The following is a 24,244-nucleotide window of genomic DNA, read 5'->3' on the forward strand; positions in this document are numbered from 1 at the left end:
AGTGGTCGTACATTCACTGTAACAACAGTTCAGTTAGTCAGTGCTAACTGAATGTTTTATTGAGTGAACTGTCAGACTATGGGCGACGTGAGCGGACGTTATGCGATGCGCTCGACGATTGCTGCGAGTCCTTGTCCTCCGCCTACGCACATTGTTTCTAAGCCGTAGCGGGCTTCCCTTCGGTGCATTTCGTAGGTGAGGGTTGTCAGGATGCGCGCCCCTGTCGCTCCTATGGGGTGTCCTAAGGAAATCCCGGAACCGTTGACGTTGAGGCGGTCAAACGCCGAGGTCGCTTCTGAAAACGCGGGAAATCCCCACTCGCGTGTGACAGCCAAGACTTGAGCTGCGAATGCTTCGTTGAGTTCGATGAGATCCATGTCAGACAGTGAGAGCTCCGCGCGATTGAGCGCAAGCTCGGTGGCCGGAACTGGCCCAGTTCCCATCGTTTCTGGTGCGACCCCACTGACGCCCCAGCTCACCAGTCGCACAAGAGGCGTGAGGCCGTTGCGTTCAGCTTCTCGCATGGTTGTCACAATGCACATGGCAGCGCCGTCGCTTTGTCCAGAAGCGTTGCCCGCCGTCACGGTTGCATCCGCATCAGTTCGCTGCAGGATGGGGGAGAGCTTGGCGAGTTTTTCAAGTGTGGAGTCAGGGCGGATGTGCTCATCAGTGTGCACGCGGTGTTCTGGAGTTTTGCGGGTTCCAGGCACAGTTACGGGAACAATTTCGTCGTTGAAGTGGCCTGCCTGTTGTGCTCGGGTGGCACGATTGTGTGACTCGACCGCAAGTAGATCCTGTTCTTCACGTGAAATGGCGTACTTTCGGCGTAGGTTCTCAGCGGTTTCAATCATTCCGCCGGGAATGACATGGTTCTTACCACCTGCCGTTACCCTGCCGCGTTGAAGTGAGTCTTTCATCTCGACGGTGCCGTTGACCGAGCCCCACCGAATGCCGTCAACAAAAAACCCGGCGCCAGACATCGACTCGACGCCACCAGCAACCACCAGCGAAGCGCCTCCTGTCGCAATCTGCCCGGCAGCGTCCAAGATTGCCTGTAGCCCTGAGGCGCATCGTCGGTCGACTTGTCTTCCGGCTGCGCGAATCGGCAAACCAGCGTCGAGTGCAACAACGCGTCCAATAGCTGGGGCCTCCATGGTGGGATAGCCGTGCCCAAGAATCACGTCGTCAATGCGTTCAGGGTCGATGTCACTCGTAGAAATCAGTCCTTCGAGTAGTTGGGTTCCTAACTGTGGTGCCGTGAGTGAAGCGAATTGGCCGCCGAATCCGCCCACGGGTGTACGTAGAGGAGAGCAAATAACAACGTCGTTAGTCATAGAGCCAGTCTAATTACATGGGTGATTCCTAGACTGTGCATTCGCGTTCGGGTTTGAACGTATGAACCTCGTACAATATGCGTTAGGTCTTTTTACGACAGTGCGGAGCTTCAGTGTCACACTCAGATATTTTCGATGACAGTCCCGAAATTAATGAGGCGTCTCAAGAACGACGGCCTCGGGCAAAAAAGAAGAAAATGACCGCTGGAAAGTGGGTTATTTCTGGCCTTGTCGTTCTAGTTCTTCTTGGAATTGCTGCGATTGGTGGCTACTTCTTGTACGTTAGGTCGCTGTGGGACAAGGGGTCACAGAAGATCGAGGCGAGCAAGGTGTTCGGAAACTCCCCGCCCCCGGACTCTAAAAAAGAGGGAAAAGGCACCAACATTTTGCTTCTGGGATCTGACGCTAGAAAGTCAGATGTGGATTACACGAGTGCTCGTGGGTTCCGGTCTGACACGATTCTGATTGCGCACATCCCCGCTGATAATTCCGGTATCTACGTGATGTCGGTTCCACGTGACTCGTGGGTGGACATTGAGGGCCACGGAAAGGCAAAGATCAACGCTGCGATGTCATACGGTGGGTTGCCGCTGGCAACAAAAACGTTCAGTGACTTCATCGGCGCGCCAATCCACCACGTTGCCATCATCGACTTTGAAGGTTTTCAGGGTCTGAGCACAGCGCTGGGCGGTGTTGAAGTGAAATCCGAAGAAGCATTTTCGTCAAACGGGTCAGACTTTGAGGCCGGCATGAACACTGTTGAAGGAAAGCGGGCACTTGACTTTGTGCGTGCGCGTAAGAACTTCGCCGACGGTGACTACACACGTATGCGTCACCAGCAGGAATTCTTGAAAGGTGTCATGCGCAAAACCCTGTCAGGCAATACGCTTTCAGACCCGGGGAAGATCTCCAACATTGTGAAAGAGTTTTCGCCGTACGTGACGGTTGACGACGGTCTTTCATCCGACAAGATGGTGAAGATGGGTCTTGGAATGCGTAGGCTTAAAGCTAGTGACATGCACTTCTTTACAGCACCTAACAAGGGGCCGGGGCGTGCCGGAAAAGCTTCGATCATTGTGGTGGATGAACAAGAACAGAAGCGCATGCAAGAGGCGTACGCCAACGGTGAGGTCGCACAGTTTGCTGAAACCGCCAAAAACGGTTCCTGGTAGTTAGGCAAAAAGCCGGGGCTAGTTCACTTTGGACTAGCCCCGGCATTTTGTTTGAAGAGGTTACTTGGTGCGCCACGCCCCGCGGGTGTCGTAGATGAAACCGGCGTTGACCGTTGATGGGTCTACTGCCTTGATCTCATTGTGGTCAACAAGCAAAAGCACAATGTCGGCGTCACGGATAGCATCGTTGAGCTCGGTCAGCTGCACGTTTTCGAAGTCTGCAAGCTTGGCGGGCAGTTCTTTGATGTTCGGTTCGACTGCCAGAATCTGAGCCTGTGGCAGGCGCTGGGCAAGCTGCTCAGTAATAAGCATTGCCGGGCTTTCGCGCAGGTCGTCAATGTTGGGCTTAAATGCAAGACCCAGAACAGCGACCTTGGGGGCGGTGAATTTTTCTGCCTGCGGAATGACCTGGTTGAGAACGAACTCTGGTTTAGCGTCGTTGATTTCTCGAGCGGCACGAACAATGCGGGCCGTTTCTGGCGCAGACGACACGATGAACCAGGGGTCAACAGCAATACAGTGGCCACCAACACCTGGGCCGGGCTGCAGAATGTTGACGCGGGGGTGGTGGTTTGCCAGCTCAATGAGTTCCCAGACGTCGATTCCGAGGTCTGAGGCGATGACCGACAATTCGTTGGCAAACGCAATGTTGACGTCGCGGTATGAGTTTTCCACGAGTTTGGACAATTCTGCAGTTTTGGCGTCAGTCATGAGGAACTCGCCCTCGCAGAAAAGTGTGTAGAGGTCGCGGGCGCGTTCACCAGCGTCGCCGTTGAGAGATCCGACAATGCGGTCGTTCGTGCGAAGTTCTTCTACGATTCGGCCGGGAAGGACACGTTCTGGGCAGTGCGCGAAGTAGACAGAGTTGTCCTGGCCAGGTTCCATGGTCAGGTCAGGGCGGGCGTCCAGGATGACTTGAGCCATGCGCTCAGTGGCACCGGGAGGAGACGTGGATTCGAGGATGACTAGCTCATCGCCCTTGAGCTGAGGAGCAATTTTCGACGCAGCGTCCTCAATGTAGGCGAGGTTAGGTTCGTGGTCACCCTTAAATGGGGTGGGTACGGCCACGATGTAGTTCTGCGCTGCTGGTGTCTCCAGGCTAGCTGTGAGGTTGCCGCTCGTAACTGCCTTCGTCAAAACTTCCTGCATGCCTTTTTCTACAAACGGAAGTTCAGCACGATTCACTGCGTCAACGGTGGATTGTTTGACATCAACGCCGGTTACTTTGGCGCCACCGTTGGCAAGTGCAGCGGCGGTTGGTAGGCCAATATAGCCTAGGCCAATAACGGCTACGGTTGGCTGTGACGTTTCCGCGCCTTCTGTCATGGTTTTTCCTCACTACTGGTGATTGGTTCTAGAAAAAATAATGGTCGCTAGGTAAACCGTAGCTATGAACGACTCCGCTTCCTAGGAGCTCAGCTGAGGATACGCTCCAAGTGTGAGCGTGAGATTCGTTTCGCATTTGAACGAAGTTGAACCTATCCGCCGAATAAATTTTGCCCCCTTTAGCTAGAAGTCGAGTCTGGAAGTCAGTGTCTTCGCCGGACGCACGTTTCGCAAAACGAAGAGTATCAAAAGTGTCGCGTGAGCCAACCATAGTAGCCCCCATTACAAGATTGGTGAATTTGTGCTCTTTCTCGGCGGATTGAAGGATAGTGACTTTTTCTTTTCTTAAATGAAGGTAGTGAGCGTATTTTCCAACTATGTCTGCACCGGAGTACATAAGTGCGTGAAGGGCATCCTCTAGGTAGTGTTCGCCGTACAGATCGTCGTCATCCATTTTTGCGAGAACGGTGCCGGTGGCCAGGTCAATTGCCGCGTTCAAGCATTCGCCCAACGTAAGGTCTGTGTCCGCAACCCTGTGTACGACCTCGGCGATCCCATTGGACTGTGCTAACTCGTCGATTTGTTCGGGCGAAGGCGTAAAGCCGTGTGTAATCAGGACCAACTCGGGGTTGACGGTTTGCTTTCCGACCTGTGAGAAAAGATGTGACAGCTGCCCAGGGCGATTCGTTGACGCTAGTACGGATACCTTGTGTTGCAGTGTGTCGGATGTCGAAACTCCTGCTGCACGCACGATGTCTGTGGCCCGGCGAGCGTATGTGTGGTTCTCCCACACGCGTCGCTGAGCAAGGTGGACGGAGCGGTCACGTAGCTCGTGGGATCGCAAAAGAGCCCGAGTCGTGTGAAAAGCCTCTTCTTCATGAGCAGGTTGGAAGATCTCGTTCGGGGGGAACGTCTGTCTTGTCGCTTCGCTCGAAGCGGTGACTACAGAAGTTCCACAAGCGGTGAGTTCAAAGATTCGTCTTGCACACATGCTGGGCGAATCCACAACAGAGTTAACGTTAAGGAACACCTTAAAGTCTTTATACGCTGTGAGCATTTCGTCATAGGGCAGTGAACCCACTACCGAAGCATCTATGGGGGAAGGAAACTGGTACTTGGGGTCTTTGCCCAGTTGGCGCGAGAAGATTGCGAATCGCTCACGCGTTTTTTCCGCGGCTCTTTTTGCTGCAGGAAGGAGCCATTCCATCTGTTTGCGTCGCTCAGGAAATTTATGCGCAAAGTACATTCCTGCAAACGCTACACCGTCTGCTATCCGTTCCCCGGCAGGGCGAACAGGGTTGTGGATGGAGGGTTGGGCCGCAAACATGAGAGTGCCGACTCGCTCATGGCCCAGGCGTTTCGTGTACTCGGGAATAAGGCGGGAGTCACTCGTAAATACGTAGTCGAATAGTGAGGCAGCTTCGATGAAGTCCTCAAAGTGTGGGGGGTCTTCTTTGTTCCAGAAAACGGTAGGGATACCGCGGTTTCGGCAATCTGCGAGCAGATTCTTGAAGTCGTCCTTGACACCACTTTCACCCGTGAGTTGGTATTGCCACTTCCCATGGTTGCCGTTCCACGCAGATTCGATAAAAACGAGGTCGAGGCTGTCTAACTGGCTGTTCCAGTTTCGCGTAAGCTCAAACTGGTTCCACTCTGGCGCGAAGGCTTGGAACGAAAAGTCGTCAAGGATGACGCCCACGTTGAGGTCAGGGAACCGTTTTGGTCGCTCAAGCGGTTCAGCTGGGTAATACTCAAATCTATCTCTGTTACGGAGTCCAACCCGATTCAACTTCTCAGTCTTAGACCGTCTAGACCATTCTTGTAGTTGGCTTACCCCGCCCTGACGAAGGTGCCACAGTGCTTTTCGGAGCATGTGGATTTTGGACACGATTTCCCCCCTAATGGCCTAGCTCCCCCTATCTTCACACATTGATGTGCCATAAGCGGCTATTGTGTGACCAAGTGAAGACGATGACTGTGCGAGATGGTGATATGAGTTCAAATGAAGAGAATCACATAACTGTTGGGATCTTCGGATCTTGCGTTTCTCGCGATACGTGTGAATACTGGGCGGAATGTGACCCTCGCGTATACGTAGCTCGACAGTCCTCTATATGCCGGTTGAACCCAATGCGTGACTACGCGCCAGAGGCGTCCGTGCTCGAATCTGAGTTCCAGCGAAGATTGTACCGAGGAGACGCCCGCGCGGACGCAATGAACAGATTGACGAGCGGAAATTTAGATCTTATTATGATCGACCTTGTTGACGAGCGTCGTGGCGTGTGGGTCGACCAGGAAGGACGTTTCCTCACAAACTCGATCGAAGCGTTTAAAATCGGGATCGACGAGATAGCCCGGCGAAGGAACTACCGGCTCATCGAATTTGGGTCAGATGAGCACTTCGAACTCTGGACAACCGGCTTTGCATTAAACATGGCTGATCTCAAAGCCGTGGAAGTGCCAACGGTTCTCATGGATGTCGCCTGGGCGGATACGTTCGATGATGAACGTTGGTCGTCACACAACCGAAGAAAGGTGGGCAGGCTCGCACGAACAGCAAAACGAAACTGGGCGAATGTGCGAACCAGCTTAGTTTCGGGGCGGGCGATCTGGAGCGTAGCTAATGACCTACTTGATAGGACTATGCCTGATGTAGACGCGCGCCACCAGCGTGTAGCCGAAGCTAATTGCTCGTTTGCACGCTACTTCGAGTTTGCGAGCACACTGACGGATTTTGTGATTCGAAGAGGGCCCGAGGAAGTCAGAAGTGCACGCGACCATAAGTGGGGGGCGGCCCCGTATCACTATGATGCGCAGACGTACGAATCTCTCGTCGACGAGCTTCGGCGAATAGCTAGGGGTTGAGAACTATACTGGTTTCGCAAGTTTCATTTATTTGTGAGTAAGGACCAAGCCATAGCTTCCCCCAGCCAACCCGAGCCAACTGGGACAAATTTCCCTGCGAGGTCTCTTCGTACCACCAAGCAGGCAATTGTCCGAGCTCTTCGCGACGGCTTCGTGTATGCGGTGGCAGTGTGGGTTGCCGCGATGGTCCGATATGACTTCAGTGTCACTTCACCTAACTACACGCATATTCTTATTGTTGCAACGTGTGGGTTCATATTCTTTGTTCTCATCGGCCCTTTAACCGTCTACCGCGGCCGATTTTGGAAAGCTTCTGGTGATGAACTGATGGCAATCGGTTCATTGACCGCAATCGTTACAGGCCTCCTCTACTTAGCCTTTTTGCTTCCATGGTTCCAACGAGAGATTCCGCTCAGCGTGCCACTGACAGCTGGGGCGCTCACGATTGTTGCAATCGGGACGCTGTCGTGGCTCGATACTGCGTGGACACAACGGCGTCGCATTCAGAACAGTCGCGCAAAAAAAGCACTCATCATCGGAGCAGGAGTACACGGCCGCACCGCGTATCGAATGATTGCCGAAGACCCTCGCGAAGAGTTTGTGGCGGTGGGTTTCCTTGACGACGACAGGGCAAAACGTCATCTACGCATTGAAGGCGTGCGCGTTCTAGGGCCACTTACTGCGCTATCCGAGTTGCTCGATGATATAAAGCCCGATCTGGTCGTTTTGGCGTCGAACTCTTTGCCTTCGGACAAAGTCGACAGCATTGTCAAAGAGACAAGTGCCAGAGAAGTTGATCTGCGTGTCCTGCCGCATCTACGTGCAGAAGACCAACGGCGACAGACTATGAACCAGATCAGCCCTGTAGTGTCGCGTCCCGGGTTTTTCCGAAGCATTGAGTTCGATGACCTAGTTGGGCGTCAGCCGATCAATACGAACGTTGACGAAATCGCTGACTACTTAACTGGCAAGACGGTCCTTGTAACGGGAGCTGGTGGATCAATCGGATCGGTTTTGTGTAAGCAATTGGTTAAATACGCACCAAAACGAGTGGTGATGACCGACCGTGACGAAAGTGGCCTTCACTCGACACAACTTATTCTTGAGGGGTCAGCGCTTCTAACAAGCGACGACTTGATTCTTGGCGACCTACGCGACGGGCATTTCGTCCGGTCAATGGTCGCAGACGTCAAACCAGACATTATTTTTCACGCGGCGGCTTTGAAGCACTTGACGTTTCTTGAACGTTTTCCTGACGAGGCTGTTAAGACGAACGTCGGTGCAAGTATGTCGCTTCTCGACGCGGCGATTGAAAACGACGTCGAAAATTTCGTTCACATTTCCACTGACAAGGCAGCTGACCCGTCCTCAGTGCTCGGAGCGTCAAAATACCTAACTGAACGAGCAGTCGCCGAGGTAGCCCGCCAAACCGGCCGAAGGTACATGTCAGTGCGGTTTGGAAATGTCCTTGGCTCACGCGGTTCTGTTCTAGGTACATTTGTTGCTCAAGTGCAAGCAGGCGGGCCAGTCACAGTGACAGCTCCTGGAGTCAAACGCTACTTTATGGCGGCCACTGAAGCATGCGACTTGGTACTGCAAGCTGGCGCCTTGGGTAACCCCGGCGAAACTCTCGTTCTGGATATGGGCGAACCTGTGCTCATTGAAGACCTAGCTAAACGCGTCATCGCTTTATCCGGACGTGATGACATCGAAATTGTCTACACAGGCTTGCGTGATGGGGAAAAAGCCGAAGAGGTGAGGCTGGCTGCGGGAGAGTTGGATGATAGACCGGGTCACCCGCTGATTTCTCAGGTGCCTATTTCTCAAATCTCGTTAGAACACGTTCGTTCTATTGTCGCCGCAGGGCGGTTGGCAGGTCACCGGCGCGATGCCGAGTTGCGCGCGCAACTCTTGTCACTGATACATCAGAGCGAATGCATGTCTGACACGCAAACGAATGTACTGAATCCGTCACAGCCATCAACGTCTCCACTGCCTTTGGGAGAATTGATTGCTAAGCAGAGTGAGGGCGAATAGTGACGCTCCTACTTGGGTTTGGGGTCGCGTTAGTTCTGGGTTATGCGGTCAATCGCTTTCTTGTAATACCTGCTCTGCAACGACATTCAGTCCTTGACCATCCCACTGCACGCTCGTCGCACGACACCCCTGTGGTTCGTGGTGGCGGAATTGGAGTGATAGCCGGGTACCTGGTGGGCGGTGTGACTTCCGTTGTGGTGCATACGCTCTTGGATGATCCATTGGGACACGGATGGGTGGTTGCAAGCATGGCACTTGCCGCCGCTGTTGTGTGCGGGGCAGTTGGGTTGGCTGATGACCTGGATTCGTTCTCTGCAACGACGCGTTTGTTCTTTCAGATCGTCTTGGGGCTATTTTTCGGTTTCCTCGTGTTCCTCCTTTCCCCATGGGGCTGGTCTGTTGTATTCGCAATTGCCACGTCCGTTGTGCTTTCCGTAAATGCAATTAACTTTATGGATGGCGTGAATACTCTCATCACGGGATGGGCCGCTCTGATCGGGCTGTGGTACGCAGTCATTTCAGTTAGCACAAGCCAGACCTTGTTAGCGGTAGTCGCAGCATCATTAGCTGGGGCTACGGTTGCCTTCCTTCCAATCAATAAGTCCCCTGCACAAGCGTTCCTGGGCGACGTAGGTAGTTACGCCATTGGTGGCATAGCAATCGCGCTGTTTTGGCTTTTGTGGGTTAGTGGCGCCTCTCGCATGATGATCGCAGCGCCATTTGTCATACCGCTCTTTGATGTGCTGGTTACCCTTGTGAAAAGGGTCTACGCAGGCGAAAATATTTTTCAACCCCATAGAAAGCACTATTATCAGCGACTCAACCAAGCTGGTTTAAGCCATGAAGCGGTAGGCGCAGTTTTTGCGGTCGCTGTCGTAGTTTGTTGTCTGGTTACGTTCACCGGCAGTAGGTTGCTTGTAGTTATGGTCTGGGGACTGGTATCAATCGCGTACGCGGCGCTACCGCACATTGTGAATACTGTGCGACAGAAACGAGTGCAGTCATGAGAGTGTTATTGATGACGCACTACTACCAGCCGGAGGTAGGAGCCCCGCAAAAACGCTGGAACTACCTGGTGGAATTCCTCATAAAACGTGGACATGAAGTCGCGGTGTGTGCTCCTGTTCCTCACTATCCTTTGGGACGCCGGTTTACCCAGGACAAAGTGTGGGTATGGGAGCCCGGTGCGCATGGTGAACAAATTTTGCGTGTGCCGTACGTGCCGTACTCTGGCTCGATGGCAGTGCAGATGCTGGACCAAGCTATCTCTAGTCTGGCAGAGGTGTTCGCGACAACCTATATGCGCACGCACAAACCCGACGTTGTCATTTCTACGACCCCTGGTTTGCCTATGCTCTTTGCGGGTGTGGTGGCATCACGAACTCTGAGGGTGCCCCACATTGCGGAAGTCCGTGACGCGTGGCCAGACCTCATTTGGCAAACTAAGTTGGTAGACAGCGCTACGAAGAGCTTGTTACCCAAACGCGTATCGAGTGTTTTGGAGCGAAAGATTATCCCGCAGCTTTTGATTCGCGCGAAAAAAGAAGCGGATGCGGTAATCGTTACCACCAAGGCATTCAAACGGGTGTCCGAGGGCCGTGGGTTGAACAACGTTCACCTCATTCGTAATGTGGCTGAACCGCACCCTTCACACCCGCGTGCAAAACAGAAAGGCACTCTTCACCTTTTGTACGTGGGGACCGTAGGGAGGTCACAAGGGCTTGAACACGTTGTCGACGCAGTACGATATATTCCCCAGGTGACGCTACGAGTCGTGGGTGACGGCGCTGCGAAGGAGCAGCTGAAACAACAAGCAACAGGAATTGACAACGTTCATTTCTACCCACAGACAGTTGGGGGAGAGTTAGAAGAACATTGGAAGTGGGCCGACTCGGGTCTCGTTACGCTTGCGCCTTTGCAGGCCTTTGAGATGACCGTTCCTTCAAAACTGTACGGAGTCATGGCGCGAGGGAAGCATGTCACTGGGGTATTGGGTGGCGAGGCAGCTTCAATTGTTGCGAACTCCCAAGCAGGTGACATTTCAACGCCCGGTAATTCACAAGTGTTAAAAGCGTTGCTCAATGCCTTAGCTGAAAAGCAGGAACTGGGTAACAAAATCGGCCACACTCAGAAGTGGGTTTCAGAGAACGCTTCGCCGGAGAGTGCAGGCAAACGCCTAGAACGTGTACTGTTCAAGGTGACGCAATGAGTATCTCGTTCGGGTTGAAACAGGTTGTTGGTCTGTCCTTAGTGGTGGCAGACCACGTTCTTACTGACCCAGTCTTTTTCGGGATGCAGGTGGTCCGCAGGTTTCCGGGACGTACCGTGCGGATTGTTGGCGCTACTATGAGTAAGCTTCCAGCTGACACGGCACAGGCGATAGGCGCGTGGTGTTTGGGAAAGAACCGCGAAGCAATCACCATCATTGAGAGGTCAAACCCACGGGGAGTGTCAGCAGGTGTTCTTGGGGAGCTTGCTCTTCATTTGGGGCAACCGAAATCTGCTATCCGCCTATCTACAAGCGTTCGTAACACTTCACGTCGACACAAAATAGAGGCGAGAGCTCTGTGGTACTCAGGCCATATGACAAGAGCTGTTGAGCGTGCGCCGCACGGAAGTCAGCTAAAAAAACGGCTAGCTTCGGAACTGCAATTGTATTCGGGAACATGGTCACCAACTGTTCGCAAATCTGTAGGTGCAACAACTGGCATTGATCGTTCAGTCGATGTCGCGTATATGCTCAACAACTCCCTCCCTTATACGCAGTCAGGGTATACGATTCGTTCCCACGAAGTACTGAAAGGCGTTCAAAACGCCGGCTTATCAGTTGCTGCTGTGACTCGAACTGGGTATCCATCGCTGGTGGGGAAGTGGTGTTCCAGTCCTGTGCAAACATTCGACGGGATCAAATATGCTCGTCACCTCCCGGCGCGACTAGAACGCACCCCGTCAGCCAGGCTGGACCAGCAACTGACGTACCTTTTAGAGTTTCTTAGAGCTACTGACGCGAAAATTCTGCACACAACAACTCACTTTGTGAATGGTCTAGTAGCTCGCAAAGCAGCTGAAACGCTTGGCATTCCTTGGGTTTACGAAGTTCGCGGGATACTTGAAGATACATGGGCTTCGGCTCACCCAGAAGGCTTTGGCACTGCAATTAAGTCAGAGAAGTACATCCGGTTTCGGCAGATAGAGACAGAAGTTGCAAAATCTGCGGATCGAGTCGTTACCCTGGGCGCGACTATGGCAGAGTCATTGGTGGCTCGAGGTGTACCCAGTGAACGTATAAGTGTCGTTCCCAACGGTGTTGGTGAAAACGTTTTGAGTGCTCAAATGAAGCGGTCGCCTCAGGAAGTGCGTGAAACTCTCGGTATTCCCCGAGCGGGCTTTTGGGTGGGCGCCGCTGCATCTATCGTTGATTATGAAGGTTTCGACACGCTCATTGAAGCAATTTCACTTGTGCGCTCAAAAGGAAAAGATGTGCGCCTGCTTCTAGCGGGAGACGGAATTGCCTTGCCCGCGCTCAAGGAGATAGCTCGACTTCGCGACGTTCCCGCGGTGTTTCCAGGACGAGTGCCTCAAGCATTGGCGCATGAACTTGTTCAAGCGTTAGATTTGTACTGCATTCCTCGCAGAGACGACCCGGTGTGTCGCTTAGTTACACCCTTGAAGCCTGTTGAAGCTACCGGACTTGGTCGCCCGGTGTTGATGTCGGATCTACCGGGATTGGTAGAGGCATTGCCGTCAGAGGCAAGAATGACCGCTAAGCCCGGAGCCCCTTCGGCGTGGGCGGAAGCGATCGTGGAGTTGCAACACGATGGTGATTTGCGACGTGCGCTTTCTACGCGGGGTCGGGAATGGGTGGAAAAGTCGGCGAGCTGGTCAAAGCGCGTTGAGCATATCGTAGCGACGTACCAAACTTTGTCGCCCGATCTGGAACTGGACAAGGTGAAATGAAACCGAAATCAAGTGAATTAGAAACGATCCAGGTTCCAGCTTGGTCGTTGGGCCAGGTGAATGCTCGGGTCCCGCTCAGCGCGTACTTTCGCCAGCTGTGGCACAGGCGTCACTTCATTATCGCTGAATCGCGTGCCAAGGTTATAGGAGGAAATCAGCGAGACTATCTCGGAATCGCATGGATGGTCATCCAGCCTATTCTGAGTGCAATCACGTTTTTTGTCATTTTTGGAATCATCTTAAACACCTCGCGCGGTGTCCAAAACTTTCTGGGCTACTTGCTTATTGGAGTTTTCTTTTTTGGTTTTACAACGCGAGTCATAACGACCTGTACGAGTTGTATAAAAGCTAATCAGGCGATGATTAAGGCTTTTACGTTTCCTCGCGCATCAATTCCGATCGCGGTTGTAGTCAGAGAGATTATGAATTTCGTGCCATCCGTCATCGTTATGATACTAATGATTTTGGCTCTGCCGCCATCGGAGAACCTAACTTGGCGCATGATTTACATAATCCCCGCCTTCATACTTCAGGTGATGTTTTCATTGGGGATCGGATTCGTCGTAGCACGGCTTTGCCATATTATCCCTGACCTCGCACACCTTATTTCAATCCTCACGCGTTTTTGGCTCTATGCCTCCGGGGTGTTCTTTTCGATTGACAGATTCGTCACTCATGGGTTTGTCTCTGCAATCATGAAAGCCAACCCGATGTACGGGTATCTCATGCTGGTGCGCGACAGCCTTCTATATGGTGTTGACACTCCTCTATGGATGTGGCTGAACTGCACGGGCTGGGCTCTGCTGTTCTTTGTATTTGGGTTCTTGTTTTTCTACCACGGGGAAAGAACGTATGGGCTCACAAGAGATTGACGACGTAGTGCTTTCTGACCGGACCGCATGGAATGACACAGGAAAGCTTGCTGCTCATACGGGAGATATCACGGTGGCTGTGTCGAATATCAGCATGAGTTACAGTGTGCGGGCTACGTCTCAGCGTTCTGGTATCGCCGGGGCCTTAGCGTCGTCGTTCAAACGTGAGAAGGTCCAAGCTCTTACAAACATAAACTTTGTAGCAAGATCGGGAGAGTTCGTAGGCGTTGTCGGCTCAAACGGGTCCGGAAAGTCAACACTGTTACGTCTAATAGCAGGTGTCGAACAACCGGACACGGGTAGAATCTTAGCCAGTAAGCAACCGATGCTCTTGGGCGTGAGTGCTGCGCTTCATCCTCACCTTTCTGGCCTGGCAAACATTCGGCTTGGCTGTCTTGCAATGGGGATGACTCCGCAGGAAGCTGAATCACGAGTCGACGAGATTGTGGATCTTTCAGCCTTGGGTGAAGCTATTCGGCGACCAATGGGAACGTACTCATCCGGTATGGGCGCGCGTCTGCGTTTCGCAATTGCAGTCGCAGCTCGGCCTTCAATCATGCTGATTGATGAAGCCCTGTCGACAGGTGACGCAACCTTCTATGAGCGAAGCAAGGAAGCGACCAAGAATATGCTGGACGATGCGGGAACAGTTTTTCTTGTGAGTCACGCGGCGAAAACGATTCAAGAGATGTGTACCCGTGCAGTTTGGCTCCACAAAGGAGAGTTTGTTCGTGACGGCTCTGCTGAAGACGTCGCAGAAGCGTACCGGTGGTGGGCGTGGAACGAAGCTAAGGGTAAAACAGACATCGCAAATATGTTGCTTGCGGATGCGCGTGAACAAGGCCAAGAACAATTGGTCGAGATTACTGAAGACTTGTCGAAGCTACGCAAGGTGGCCCCACGCCACGCCAGTCGTTTTATTGCACGCCCACGGCATTCAAATCTTCACACTTGATGACTGATAAACTTTGAGTGAAATTCCGTATTCATAAGGAGTCTGCTTCTCTATGAGCTCGTCGCCTCGTATTTTGTCTATTTATGGCACCCGTCCCGAAGCAATCAAAATGGCGCCTTTGATCAAAGCGATCGAAGCAGACTCGACACTCGAATCGGTGGTGCTTGTTACAGCTCAACATCGGGAAATGCTGGATCAAGTGAACGAGCTCTTTGGAATCCACCCAGACCGTGATTTGGACGTCATGGCTAAAGGACAGTCGCTCAACCAGATCACGGCGCGAGTGATCCAAGGCGTCGACAAAGCGCTGGTCGACTTGGCCCCCGACGCGGTTGTGGTGCAGGGGGACACGACTACGGTGATGGCGTCTGCAATTGCGGCGTTTAACCGATCAATCCCGGTTATCCACCTTGAAGCTGGTCTGCGCTCAGGTGATTTGTTCAACCCTTTCCCAGAAGAGGCGAATCGAAAGCTGACCGGTCAGATCGCCTCATTGCATCTTGCTCCAACCGAAGGGTCGAAGCAGAACCTGCTTGACGATGGTATTAGTTCGAACGCCATCGCGGTTACCGGTAATACAGTTATTGACGCGTTGCAGCTTGCCGTGGAGATGAAGGTGGAGCCTGAAGACCAATTGACTCGCGATTACCTCGAGGCTACTGGGCAAAAGGTGTTGGTTACAACACACCGTCGTGAGAACTTGGGACGTTCAATGGAGAACATTGGGGAGGCTCTCAAGGAGTTAGCAGTAGGTAGGCCGGACGTCACCTTTTTGTTTCCGGCGCACAAGAATCCGCTTGTTCGGGAAGCTGTGCTTCCACGTGTGATGCATTGTCCAAATGTTTTAGTGACAGAACCGGTTTCTTATGGTGCGTTTACCACCGTGATTAACGCGTCTGACATTGTGTTAACTGACTCGGGCGGAATCCAGGAAGAAGCGCCGAGCCTAGCGAAGCCTGTATTGGTAATGCGAGAGAACACCGAGCGACCGGAGGCAGTCGATGCGGGTACTGTTGACCTCATTGGGACTGACCGTGGACGAATTGTCGATGCCGTAACTAAACTGTTGGATGATAAAGAGCATTACGCCGGGATGGCACAAGCTGTGAACCCGTACGGCGACGGCAAAGCGGCTCAACGGTCAGTATTAGCAATCAAACATATGTTTGGCTTATCTGACCTCCCGCGCGATTTTGCTTGGAAGGTTGAGGCTTAGAGCGTTGCAATTTTGTTGAGAGCGTTTCCTTGCCTCTGCGTGCTCTTACAGTCGCTGACTTCTTTGTCGCTAAGAGGCGTAAGCGGTTCGCCGAATGGGGCGGAGTAATAGGTGGTGTCGGCGCCATAAGAATGTGCGGCCACGGTGTCCTGAGGGCGGTTTTGATTGTCCTCTTCTGGAGACTGTGAAGCGCTAAATGCCTTCCTAATTCGAAGCTAGTGGCACGTTGCCGGTTGAGCGTCGCTATCAAGGAATCCGATCAAGCTACTCTCTTATTCAAGGGTTACTAGCGAGGATAGTACAACCAGCAACGCTGTGTGCTTTGATCGATACGTGCCGAAGTCGGTGATCCATATGTGTCTGGGTACAGACACGCGAAAGTGGCACACATGCAGGAGGCAGTGAACCGGAGCTCCAGCCCGTCCCGTGGCAAGCCACTAACTAGAGAGGACCCAGAGGTGATTGCTCAAGTATTGAACAGGCGAAGTACGCGACGCTCGGAGCTCTATTAGTAACGGTCCATAAGCCTCACCAGCGATATTGAGATACTTGGACTCGAGATTGTCGCTATGGTTCTGGTAAATCCTGTGGCAGATCGTAACCTGCTTGTTTCCCTTCTCTAACCCTTCGATGTACTCGCTTTGAACATGTGTCCTTAAAACTTCAGCACCCTAGTCGAGATCTTCAAGTTACCGACTCTAGTGGTGAGAGTTCCACGGTCGGAGCATCTATTTAGACGAACCGCATTCTGAACCCATTGCGCTGCCGCAGCGTATAGGTCAACGTACTCTGTTTTCAGCTCACATTTCCTCATCAGCATTGAATGAGTCACTCAACAACTTGGTCATGATTGCCGTCATTCCTTGCTTCACAGGCGTAAAGCCACGATGGTTACAAAAGACTTTTAGCAGTTCCCCGTTCCACCTAATCGAGAAGCCGGTAGACCCTGCTCGCAGAAGGGCTTCCAATTATTTCAAGGCTTGGCAAAGCGATCGCCTCTGCAGTTAGGCCTAAAGAACGGGGAATACTCAGTGCTCTGCCCGAATAGCATGCCTCAACGCGAACCTTTTTCGAGTCGCGGACTTCATCAATGAGAATTTCGTCAAACCCGGAAGGAATGATGGAGTACTCCACCTTGTTTCCAATCCAGATTTTTAAGCACCAGTCCTGTAAGTTGCCGACGAAACCTTTGACCCATATACGCACCCGTAAAGACTTAGCTGGCGTATTTCCTACCCGCACCAGAGGAATCTCAATTTGCGTTCCCGACACAAGGTCCGGCTCAGAGCTTCGACCGGCTTTCGGCAGGTCCAAGAGGTCCGTTAGTTCGGCAAGGAAGTGCCGCGAATCAGAGATCATTTCCAATATCGCAGGATCTCCTGGGGTTAGTGGTAGCGATGACGTCTCGATTCTGATGAGCTTCGCTTTGAGCTCGCCGGGATCGTGTGCGGAGTAACAGATTTCTTCGTAGGGGTGTAGCGATTCTGCAGAAGCCGGCCTACCGCTGAACATCAACTTTGATGCAACGGCCACGTACGGGCTTAACGGTGTAATTCTGGGGGCGCTTCTAGTGCCTGCGAAAGTCATGAATGTTAGTTCCGTCTTTAGAGTTCGCGCTAGCTCGTCAAAAGTCAGCTTCTCCAAATCAGAGTATTCGATGATTTCTTGAGTCAAAAATTGCGCGTCGTTGTAAATGGATGGAGACATTGTTTCTTCGTGTTTCGATGTTTCGCGAACTCGAACTACCGAGGGCCGTCTTTCGTGCCTAGCTAAGGCGGAATGGAAAGAACGGCGGACAAAATAGGGCACAAACGCAATATTTTCATACCCATGGCTAACACCTTGTTTGTACATCGCGTAATTAGGTGTAAGGACTCCGTCGTAGCCTTCGAGCAACCGTTTGACTTTGCTCCACACCGAAACAGACTGATCGCAGAAAATAGCGGTACGAACCCCAAGAGCGTTCAAACGCTCAGCACCGGCTTGTGTGATTGCGATTGACTTGCCTACAACTATTAGCCAGTGTGCGTTCTTTATGTTGTCAATCAAATCGTTCCCTACGACTAGGGCGTTATCGACAGTTTTCTGCGGATCCGCGGTAAGCAAACCTAAATTCCGCTCAAGTTGTATGACCTTTGTCGCAAAGTTAGGCTGTTCTTCTAAGGACTCAATTACGCTACTGGCGACACTGTATGATTCGTCAGCGCCGTGAGCCAAAACTACAACGCTTTTTGGGGAACTTGGTCCAGTTCCATTAGGGTCGGTGAAGCTTGAGCTTGACGAAATTACTGGTCGTCTCTCGCCAACCGAACCAGTCACATTAGCGCCATGAACGCATTCACTGGCATCGAACTGCTCAAACCACTGCGAACGCTCTCTGCTATCTAGCCTGCGCCATGAATCATCTTCGAGCAGATGCTCGATTGCCATCACTCTCGCGTCTGCCGAGAAGTGCTTATCAAAACGCTGGAGTACCTCTTGGCTTCGCTTCTCTAGCTCGCCCTCTACTAGCCATTGCGTCGCAAGATCGTATGCGCCTTGCATATCATCTGCGATTCCCATTTCCGGATAAGTCTCAAACCTGGACTCACCTGGGACTACAGAAATTGTCGGAACCCCCATGGCCATGTACTGAACCACGCGACTTGGATACTCGAAGTAACCAAGTCTGTCAAGGCCAGGGAACCATGTTTCAAGGCCACGATGGTCTTTAAAGAACTGAGGTATATTAAGCGCCAGCTTCGTGGTTGAGGCTGCATTAACCACCTCAAGATCAGTTAGCAGATAGCCTCCACTTTTGCCGAAGTAGTCGGCTCCGATATTCCCATGAATCCGGACATCTAAATCGGTGTCTCCAAGCGCGAAGTAGCGCTCCCTACGAACAGGGTCGTGTACGTTTCCAAGGAACAAGAGGTCGGTATCTGGCTTTCGAGATCCCCAGACAGGTGGAAAAGCTGTATGATCTGTCCAAAATGGAAAGTTAACTCCGGTCGCAAAACCGAAAATATCCTCATAGAAAGCAAGAACTCTTTCATTCCCACAGTGAAGAACGATGTCATACTCTGTCAGAATTGGTCCGTAGCTTAGGTCGAAAAGAACCGGGTCGTCTGAAAACCAAGCAATGAGCGAAGCGCCCGTCAGCTTGAGCTTCTCAAGCAATGGGTGCGGTAGCGACGCAGGACGCATCACAAAAACAACGTCAGGATTGAACCTAATTGTCTTTTGAACCGTTGCTTCCAAGTGCGAAATGTCTTCGTACGATTTGGGAAACTTGAATCCAGAGCCAATTTTTCCAGTATTAAATGTCTCGTGACCAAATTTTCTAAATGCGCGCTCTAAAGAACTGCCGACGTGAGTCTCAAGAATGCCATCAAAAATACAAATTCTCATGCCGTACCCCTTAAACGGTGAAGAGTGGGTTCGTTCGTCGCCTGCCAGCGATATCGATGCCGATCGCGTCACTGAGATAGACAGTACAACCCTTAGCTAATTGTTGACCGCTTTCTATAAAAACTAGAAAATCGCGCGGCGTTTCTCCGTCTAAGCGTGCTAACCAACCATACTTGGGAAGGGTGTCGCTCCAAGTTTCCTCGTTCATCTTGTCTTCAACCGATAGAGTTTTGGCCACAAACTTCGCGGACTGCTGGTCGGATGAAAGTAAGAGGTCGTTAAGATAAAACGGTCCATAACGATACTGTTCAGACATAAAAGCTATGAATCGATTCTCCTTGTCTCCGCTAGCTGAGAAGGAGTCAAAGCCGTCGTCGACATCATCATTAATGTTGTGAATGCGGATTTGAACCTTCTCAGAAAGAGTGAACTGCTGGGACTCAATATCCTTCAGCAGTGTAGATGAAGGGCCATCAGCGAAAACTAGGACTTCGATCTTCGAAACCGGAGGAGCAATGCCTACTAACTCAGCAATTTGCTGTAACCGATGACGATAGGTGTGATGGCTTAACGTATGCCGCCATGCGCGTTGAACAATTCGCTTTCGATTTGTTTCCGCATCTGGTGCGGCAAGCAGATATTCATAGATATCGGCGACCTCTGAAGGTTTTGTAGCAAGAAGTATATGTTCGTCGGTGTACACGGACCGAACGGCTTCGCTATGCATGCCGACCACTGCAGTCTTTGCGGCAGACAATTCGAATATCCGTCGGGCGCACATCGTCGATGAACTTGTTACTGAATTTACGTTCAGAAAGATCTTGTGTCTCCTGTACGCTTTTACCATTTCTTCGTATGGGAGGCTGCCCACGACGTATTGATCCCAAGGGTCTGGAAACTGGTAGATGTCTTTCCCGCCGAGCCCCCGTGAATAGATAGAGAAATCATACATTTGAGCTGGGCCAAACAGGTCCTGCATTTGTTGACGCCGTTCCGGAAATTTATCCGCAAAATACTGGCCTGCAAAAGCGATGTCTCCGCCACGATAGCCATCAACTTGAGACGGGTTATGGATCCGGGGGTTGGCGGCGAATCGCAGGAGTTCTACTCCCCGTGCTGACGTCTTCGCGCAATAGTTAGAAACCATGTCTCCATCGGACGTCAACACGAAGTCGAACAGTTTCGCGGTTGGCAAATACTCCCTGAAATGGGGAGGGTCCTCCTTATTCCAAAAAACTGTTGGTATGCCAATCGAGCGACAGGTCTCGACCAGTTTAATCAACGGCCACTGGGGGCCATTGCCGGAGTTAACCATATATCTCCACCGGCCAGCGTTCCCATGCCAAGCGGATTCCACCAACAAAAAGTCCGGTCGGATTCGCTCTAAGTCAAGGCTGAACTGCTGAGGATCGACTAGCCAAATGTTTGCATCGCTTGCGAAACACATTGTTGAAAAGTCGTCTAATACTGCAACAACCTGCGGTTCTGTTTGCGACCTGCGCCTAGTCATGTGTGGGTCGCTCACATTTTTAATCACTGACTGAAGGAAGCTCATCCCTGCGCCCTCCTAACCTTGAATTCAATGCCATGGTGCTCATTGCTAAGCCAGCCAAAACCGACAGGTATCCCAAAATTCATGCCTTGCAGAAAATCCTCGCTCATTTCTGCTCCGAGATAATATAGCTCTGTTCTTGAATCGACCCAACTAAAAGGAATCAGGGCGCGTGGGTGTTTAGACGGCAACAGCGCGATTCGCTGATATTTCCTTACGTTCCATAATGGTTCTTTCCTGTCAGCGAGGCGACATAAGGTGATATTAATTCCCGCTAACTTACTAAATAAATCTATTCTGGAGTGTAAGGAGTCGGGGCTTATTTCGTCAAAGTCGCCGACTAGGAGGATGCGGTCATGGTCAGACTGCAGGAGTGTTGAAAGATAGTTAGCTAGACAAGGTTCGGTTGGAAACATAGTCCGCAGCGATTCGACCATATGATTCGCGTCGAACCGTATATTCTGAGGTAGCTTTGGGCTGTAAGGTGTGGCTGGCTTGTTTGCCATCTGCTCAAGTTGTGACTGTATCCGCCCAAGTAGCACACTGGAATGCTCAGTGTGGGCTGAATGCCGTAGTTCCAGGTTCCTTAGTTTCTCGCCTTGGTGTCGCTTTATTGTCATGAAGTTGGACTGGCTTCTCCATAGAGCTGCACGTACAGCCAGGGAATTTGCTGTCGCAAGAAGGGCCAATCCGAAAGCTCCGATTGCGATAACCACTGATGTTGGCGTCGTTGTGACAGCTAGCAAAACAGTTGTGGCAACGATAAGCCAGCCGGCAACAAAAAAGGCAGTTCGAAAACGTGGCGACAGGAGGGTGTGTTTCAGTTTCTGCATAATCCTGTATCTATTCGACAAAACGGTTTTAATAACATTTACTCTGCGCTGTTCTTTACCATATGTTTGTGCTAGATATCCGAAAAATTATAATTCTAGACGTCTAAGCCAGCTCTGCTCATAGCCTCTCGGTACTCATCATTGCCGGTAACCTCGGAACCATACAGCTCAGCGATTGAGTGTAAAATTTTAAGCCCGCTTAATTGTTCATGCGGTTTAAGTTCATTAATCTTCTGCAGGTACCATACGTTCAGCATCTTCATGAACCGTTTGTTTGAATAGTCGGCGGTAAGTCCGAGCTTGTGTAACCATTCAACCTGCGACAGCTCGGCTTTTAGTGATTTCTCAAAAAATCGGACAGAGATCGAGTTCACGGCTGATCCGGGCACCTCAGCGTTGTAAACAAAAATCGAGCTTCGTTCGAAAGCGATGGACCGAGCTGCGTGAAGCATTTGCAACGAGAAGAGTGAGTCCTCTCCAAAAGCCCCCTCAACTTGCCGAAGTTTGAACTGATCCAAGAAATCAGTTCGTGCAACCGTTGCTTGAATGCTGAAAGGCTGGTACCTAATCGCGCTTAGAAGATCCCGATTGTCACCGCCTAGCGAGTACCGTCCTCGAGAGTCTGACTGTAACCCTAGTTGCTGAAGACCTTTTTCGATATTGGGAACATTTCCAACCCACGCCCTTCCGCCGCGTCGAACGACTGTATTTCCCACAACAATGTCTGCCTGTGACTCGATGATTTTTCGCAACAGGTTGTAATAACCGCTGCCAATCTGTTCGTCATCGGGGTCCAAGAACGTCACGTATGGCGTCCGAAGCTGATTCATGGCTGCGTTCCTGGGCCTAGCCGCGCTACCCGAGCCACCCTCCGGCAGTCGGATTATCTCTAAGAAATTTCCTGAATCCTCTAGCAGTTCGAGGATATGACGAGTTTCTGGATCGGTAGAACCATCGTCGACAATCTGAATACAAGCAATGTCCTGAATTGACTCCCGCCAGAGTGACTGGAGACTTTTAAAGAGAAGGTGTTTCCCATTATTGAATACTGGGATAACAATCGTTAGTTCCTTCTTGGCTAATACCCCGGGGTTTTCCCTGTTAAGCACGTTGGGGCTCAGCAATTCATCTGTCCTGATGAGGATATGTTTATGTGGTGCAGAGTCTTTGGACTTCCAGATTGCATGCACGGTGTCTTCCAGCTTGCTGTCGCGCAGTTGGTAGGCGTGTCGGGGATCGTCTGCAGCGCAAATTTCGAGATGGGTGGCACTGGAATACCGCAATGCGCACTGTAGGTCGGCAAATGTGTTTGGGGTGACGAATGGGATTCTATCGAGGTAAATTATCAACCCCGACTCGTGCGCTAGTAGTGCATGGGCAGTCTCTTCATCAGATGCAAACTGGAACTCGAAGCGCGCAGTTTGCGAATTGGTAAAATCTTCAAACTTTCTGTAGTCGTTCGTGACTACGATAGATTTTGGCGAGTCAGGATGTTGTCCGAAAGCTGATTTGGCGTACTGCCAAAGCCAATCCCAGACCGTGCAATGCCCATAAACAAATCGGATTCCATCCAGTCGCGCTAGGGCGTGATAGGCGTCCGGTGTGCCATCCACGAAGCTCCTCAAGTCCTCGCCTGTTTCGACCATTGCGACGCTTGGTATCGATCCGTTTGTAGTTTTGTTGTAATCTGAAAATACTATTGTCCCCTGCGCAAGGTGGCCTAGGACACCCACCCCGCCCTGGTCCTGGGCAGGTGTAGTCTCATCACAGATGGCGAAGCTAAAGTTCCTGCTCACTTTCCGAAACTCGGCTCGGTCAGATACGCGGTCCACTCGATGCACAAGTTTGTCTTGCAGTTCGATTCCAGAATTAACTGCTCCGTTTACCGTGTCGTACTCGAAGATGCGGGTCACAAGAGAAGACGATGAAGCTCCGGAGAGTGCCCGTCGCGCCACGACCGGAATCTTCCGTTTATCGCCCTTAAAATACACTAAACCGTGGCGAGGTGCTTCCTCAGAATTTATCGGATTAAAAAGAGCGTGCGACACGGGGAAAGGCAAGAGGGCAGCCTTATCAGGGCTCAGGCCGTGCTTAAGCCACCTTTCATATCGGTGGTGACTGCTTGTCAATACTAAGCCAAAGTGATTGACAACCGAGTTGATCTCGTCGTCACCAACAAGGTCGTAGTAGTCATACAGATCAACTCGGATATTTTGGCTTTTCGCTTGCGCCAAAAGGTGAGAAAGCTGCCCGCGTGTGTCGGTTATAGATATACTTTCGCCGGTTTCACTCGACGGAACGACAATTATCGCTTCGATATCCCTAGGGAGTTCCTGTAACCTCCGAAGATCCACATTGGCCACATCAGCTATCAAAGAAAGAGTCTCAGCAAAATCTCTAGATCCAACTACGGCGAATCTGTGCCTAGGTTCTGTGGCCCATGAGGCGGACCTGTGCTTGTATTTTGGAAGGTCGCTTGGGGGGCTGAAATACGCATTGCCAGATGTTGCTGGGGGGTTCACAGGGGGCCTCTCACTCTGCTCGCGCCACGATTTATGATAACTCGATACTTTGACTAGCTTATCGCGAACTAAAAGTGATGGGTTTCGTTTAATTAGGAGGTCTTGTCGGCGTTGAAGGTGCTGTCTGGGTTTGACGAAGACCTCGGAATTACGGTCCACGGCTCGTAGCGTGTGTGGCATTGTCCGGGCGGTATCAGCGATGATGAACGCGTC

Annotated in this window: 16 protein-coding genes; 9 read left to right on the top strand and 7 right to left on the bottom strand. The window is 51.6% G+C overall.

Annotated elements, in window-relative coordinates; all coding sequences use genetic code 11:
- Positions 1-98: 98 nt before the first annotated feature.
- On the bottom strand, positions 99-1,334 hold the full coding sequence (locus tag QP868_RS06155; RefSeq protein ID WP_284925726.1) for an acetyl-CoA C-acetyltransferase: 1,236 nt from the start codon (positions 1,332-1,334) through the stop codon (positions 99-101).
- Between the two features lie 113 nt (positions 1,335-1,447).
- Between QP868_RS06155 and QP868_RS06160 the strand changes: the two genes are divergently transcribed.
- On the top strand, positions 1,448-2,506 hold the full coding sequence (locus QP868_RS06160) for an LCP family protein (protein ID WP_284925727.1): 1,059 nt from the start codon (positions 1,448-1,450) through the stop codon (positions 2,504-2,506).
- 60 nt (positions 2,507-2,566) lie between these two features.
- On the opposite strand, the gene wecC is transcribed toward QP868_RS06160, so the two are convergent.
- Both wecC and QP868_RS06170 read right to left on the bottom strand, forming a co-directional pair.
- Positions 2,567-3,832 (bottom strand): UDP-N-acetyl-D-mannosamine dehydrogenase, encoded by a 1,266-nt coding sequence (wecC, locus tag QP868_RS06165; protein ID WP_284925728.1) that lies wholly within the window; start codon positions 3,830-3,832, stop codon positions 2,567-2,569.
- Positions 3,833-3,860: 28 nt separating this feature from the next.
- Entirely contained in the window at positions 3,861-5,621 is a 1,761-nt protein-coding gene (locus QP868_RS06170) for a glycosyltransferase family protein (RefSeq protein ID WP_284925729.1), read from the bottom strand.
- Positions 5,622-5,824: 203 nt separating this feature from the next.
- Here QP868_RS06170 and QP868_RS06175 point away from each other — a divergent pair, with 203 nt between their 5' ends.
- The 8 genes from QP868_RS06175 (at position 5,825) to wecB (ending at position 15,734) form a co-directional block, all read left to right on the top strand.
- Entirely contained in the window at positions 5,825-6,697 is an 873-nt protein-coding gene (locus QP868_RS06175) for a DUF6270 domain-containing protein (protein ID WP_284925730.1), read from the top strand.
- A gap of 33 nt (positions 6,698-6,730) precedes the next feature.
- On the top strand, positions 6,731-8,734 hold the full coding sequence (locus QP868_RS06180; RefSeq protein WP_284925731.1) for a polysaccharide biosynthesis protein: 2,004 nt from the start codon (positions 6,731-6,733) through the stop codon (positions 8,732-8,734).
- Positions 8,735-8,916: 182 nt separating this feature from the next.
- Complete coding sequence (locus QP868_RS06185) at positions 8,917-9,741, top strand: MraY family glycosyltransferase (protein WP_284925732.1); 825 nt, start codon at positions 8,917-8,919, stop codon at positions 9,739-9,741.
- A gap of 11 nt (positions 9,742-9,752) precedes the next feature.
- Positions 9,753-10,943, top strand: a complete 1,191-nt coding sequence (locus QP868_RS06190) for a glycosyltransferase family 4 protein (protein ID WP_284925733.1) — start codon at positions 9,753-9,755, stop codon at positions 10,941-10,943.
- Positions 10,940-12,691: a glycosyltransferase family 4 protein gene (locus tag QP868_RS06195; protein WP_284925734.1), complete on the top strand. Its 1,752-nt coding sequence runs from the start codon at positions 10,940-10,942 to the stop codon at positions 12,689-12,691. Before QP868_RS06190 ends, QP868_RS06195 begins: the two co-directional genes overlap by 4 nt.
- On the top strand, positions 12,688-13,563 hold the full coding sequence (locus QP868_RS06200) for an ABC transporter permease (RefSeq protein WP_284925735.1): 876 nt from the start codon (positions 12,688-12,690) through the stop codon (positions 13,561-13,563). The genes QP868_RS06195 and QP868_RS06200 overlap by 4 nt, the downstream gene beginning before the upstream one ends.
- Positions 13,544-14,518, top strand: a complete 975-nt coding sequence (locus tag QP868_RS06205) for an ABC transporter ATP-binding protein (RefSeq protein ID WP_284925736.1) — start codon at positions 13,544-13,546, stop codon at positions 14,516-14,518. The genes QP868_RS06200 and QP868_RS06205 overlap by 20 nt, the downstream gene beginning before the upstream one ends.
- 52 nt (positions 14,519-14,570) lie before the next feature.
- On the top strand, positions 14,571-15,734 hold the full coding sequence (gene wecB, locus QP868_RS06210) for a non-hydrolyzing UDP-N-acetylglucosamine 2-epimerase (RefSeq protein WP_284925737.1): 1,164 nt from the start codon (positions 14,571-14,573) through the stop codon (positions 15,732-15,734).
- Between the two features lie 924 nt (positions 15,735-16,658).
- On the opposite strand, the gene QP868_RS06215 is transcribed toward wecB, so the two are convergent.
- The 4 genes from QP868_RS06215 to QP868_RS06230 form a co-directional block, all read right to left on the bottom strand.
- Positions 16,659-19,124, bottom strand: coding sequence for a CgeB family protein (locus QP868_RS06215; protein WP_284925738.1), 2,466 nt, complete (start codon positions 19,122-19,124; stop codon positions 16,659-16,661).
- 10 nt (positions 19,125-19,134) lie between these two features.
- Positions 19,135-20,439, bottom strand: a complete 1,305-nt coding sequence (locus tag QP868_RS06220; protein ID WP_284925739.1) for a CgeB family protein — start codon at positions 20,437-20,439, stop codon at positions 19,135-19,137.
- Positions 20,440-20,675: 236 nt separating this feature from the next.
- Positions 20,676-21,509, bottom strand: a complete 834-nt coding sequence (locus QP868_RS06225; protein WP_284925740.1) for a hypothetical protein — start codon at positions 21,507-21,509, stop codon at positions 20,676-20,678.
- Positions 21,510-21,604: 95 nt separating this feature from the next.
- The gene (locus QP868_RS06230) at positions 21,605-24,031 is read right to left on the bottom strand and encodes a glycosyltransferase family 2 protein (protein ID WP_284925741.1); all 2,427 of its coding nucleotides are present in this window, start codon (positions 24,029-24,031) and stop codon (positions 21,605-21,607) included.
- Positions 24,032-24,244 lie beyond the last annotated feature (213 nt).

Source organism: Brevibacterium sp. UMB1308A, from assembly GCF_030230605.1.
Lineage (GTDB): Bacteria > Actinomycetota > Actinomycetes > Actinomycetales > Brevibacteriaceae > Brevibacterium.

Excerpts from the sequence above, each read along its gene's own strand:
- QP868_RS06155 (WP_284925726.1), bottom strand. The coding sequence starts at position 1,334 with ATGACTAACGACGTTGTTATTTGCTCTCCTCTACGTACACCCGTGGGC.
- wecC (WP_284925728.1), bottom strand. The coding sequence starts at position 3,832 with ATGACAGAAGGCGCGGAAACGTCACAGCCAACCGTAGCCGTTATTGGC.
- QP868_RS06175 (WP_284925730.1), top strand. The coding sequence starts at position 5,825 with ATGAGTTCAAATGAAGAGAATCACATAACTGTTGGGATCTTCGGATCT.
- QP868_RS06190 (WP_284925733.1), top strand. The coding sequence starts at position 9,753 with ATGACGCACTACTACCAGCCGGAGGTAGGAGCCCCGCAAAAACGCTGG.
- QP868_RS06195 (WP_284925734.1), top strand. The coding sequence starts at position 10,940 with ATGAGTATCTCGTTCGGGTTGAAACAGGTTGTTGGTCTGTCCTTAGTG.
- QP868_RS06200 (WP_284925735.1), top strand. The coding sequence starts at position 12,688 with ATGAAACCGAAATCAAGTGAATTAGAAACGATCCAGGTTCCAGCTTGG.
- QP868_RS06205 (WP_284925736.1), top strand. The coding sequence starts at position 13,544 with ATGGGCTCACAAGAGATTGACGACGTAGTGCTTTCTGACCGGACCGCA.
- wecB (WP_284925737.1), top strand. The coding sequence starts at position 14,571 with ATGAGCTCGTCGCCTCGTATTTTGTCTATTTATGGCACCCGTCCCGAA.
- QP868_RS06215 (WP_284925738.1), bottom strand. The coding sequence starts at position 19,124 with ATGAGAATTTGTATTTTTGATGGCATTCTTGAGACTCACGTCGGCAGT.
- QP868_RS06220 (WP_284925739.1), bottom strand. The coding sequence starts at position 20,439 with ATGGTTAACTCCGGCAATGGCCCCCAGTGGCCGTTGATTAAACTGGTC.
- QP868_RS06225 (WP_284925740.1), bottom strand. The coding sequence starts at position 21,509 with ATGCAGAAACTGAAACACACCCTCCTGTCGCCACGTTTTCGAACTGCC.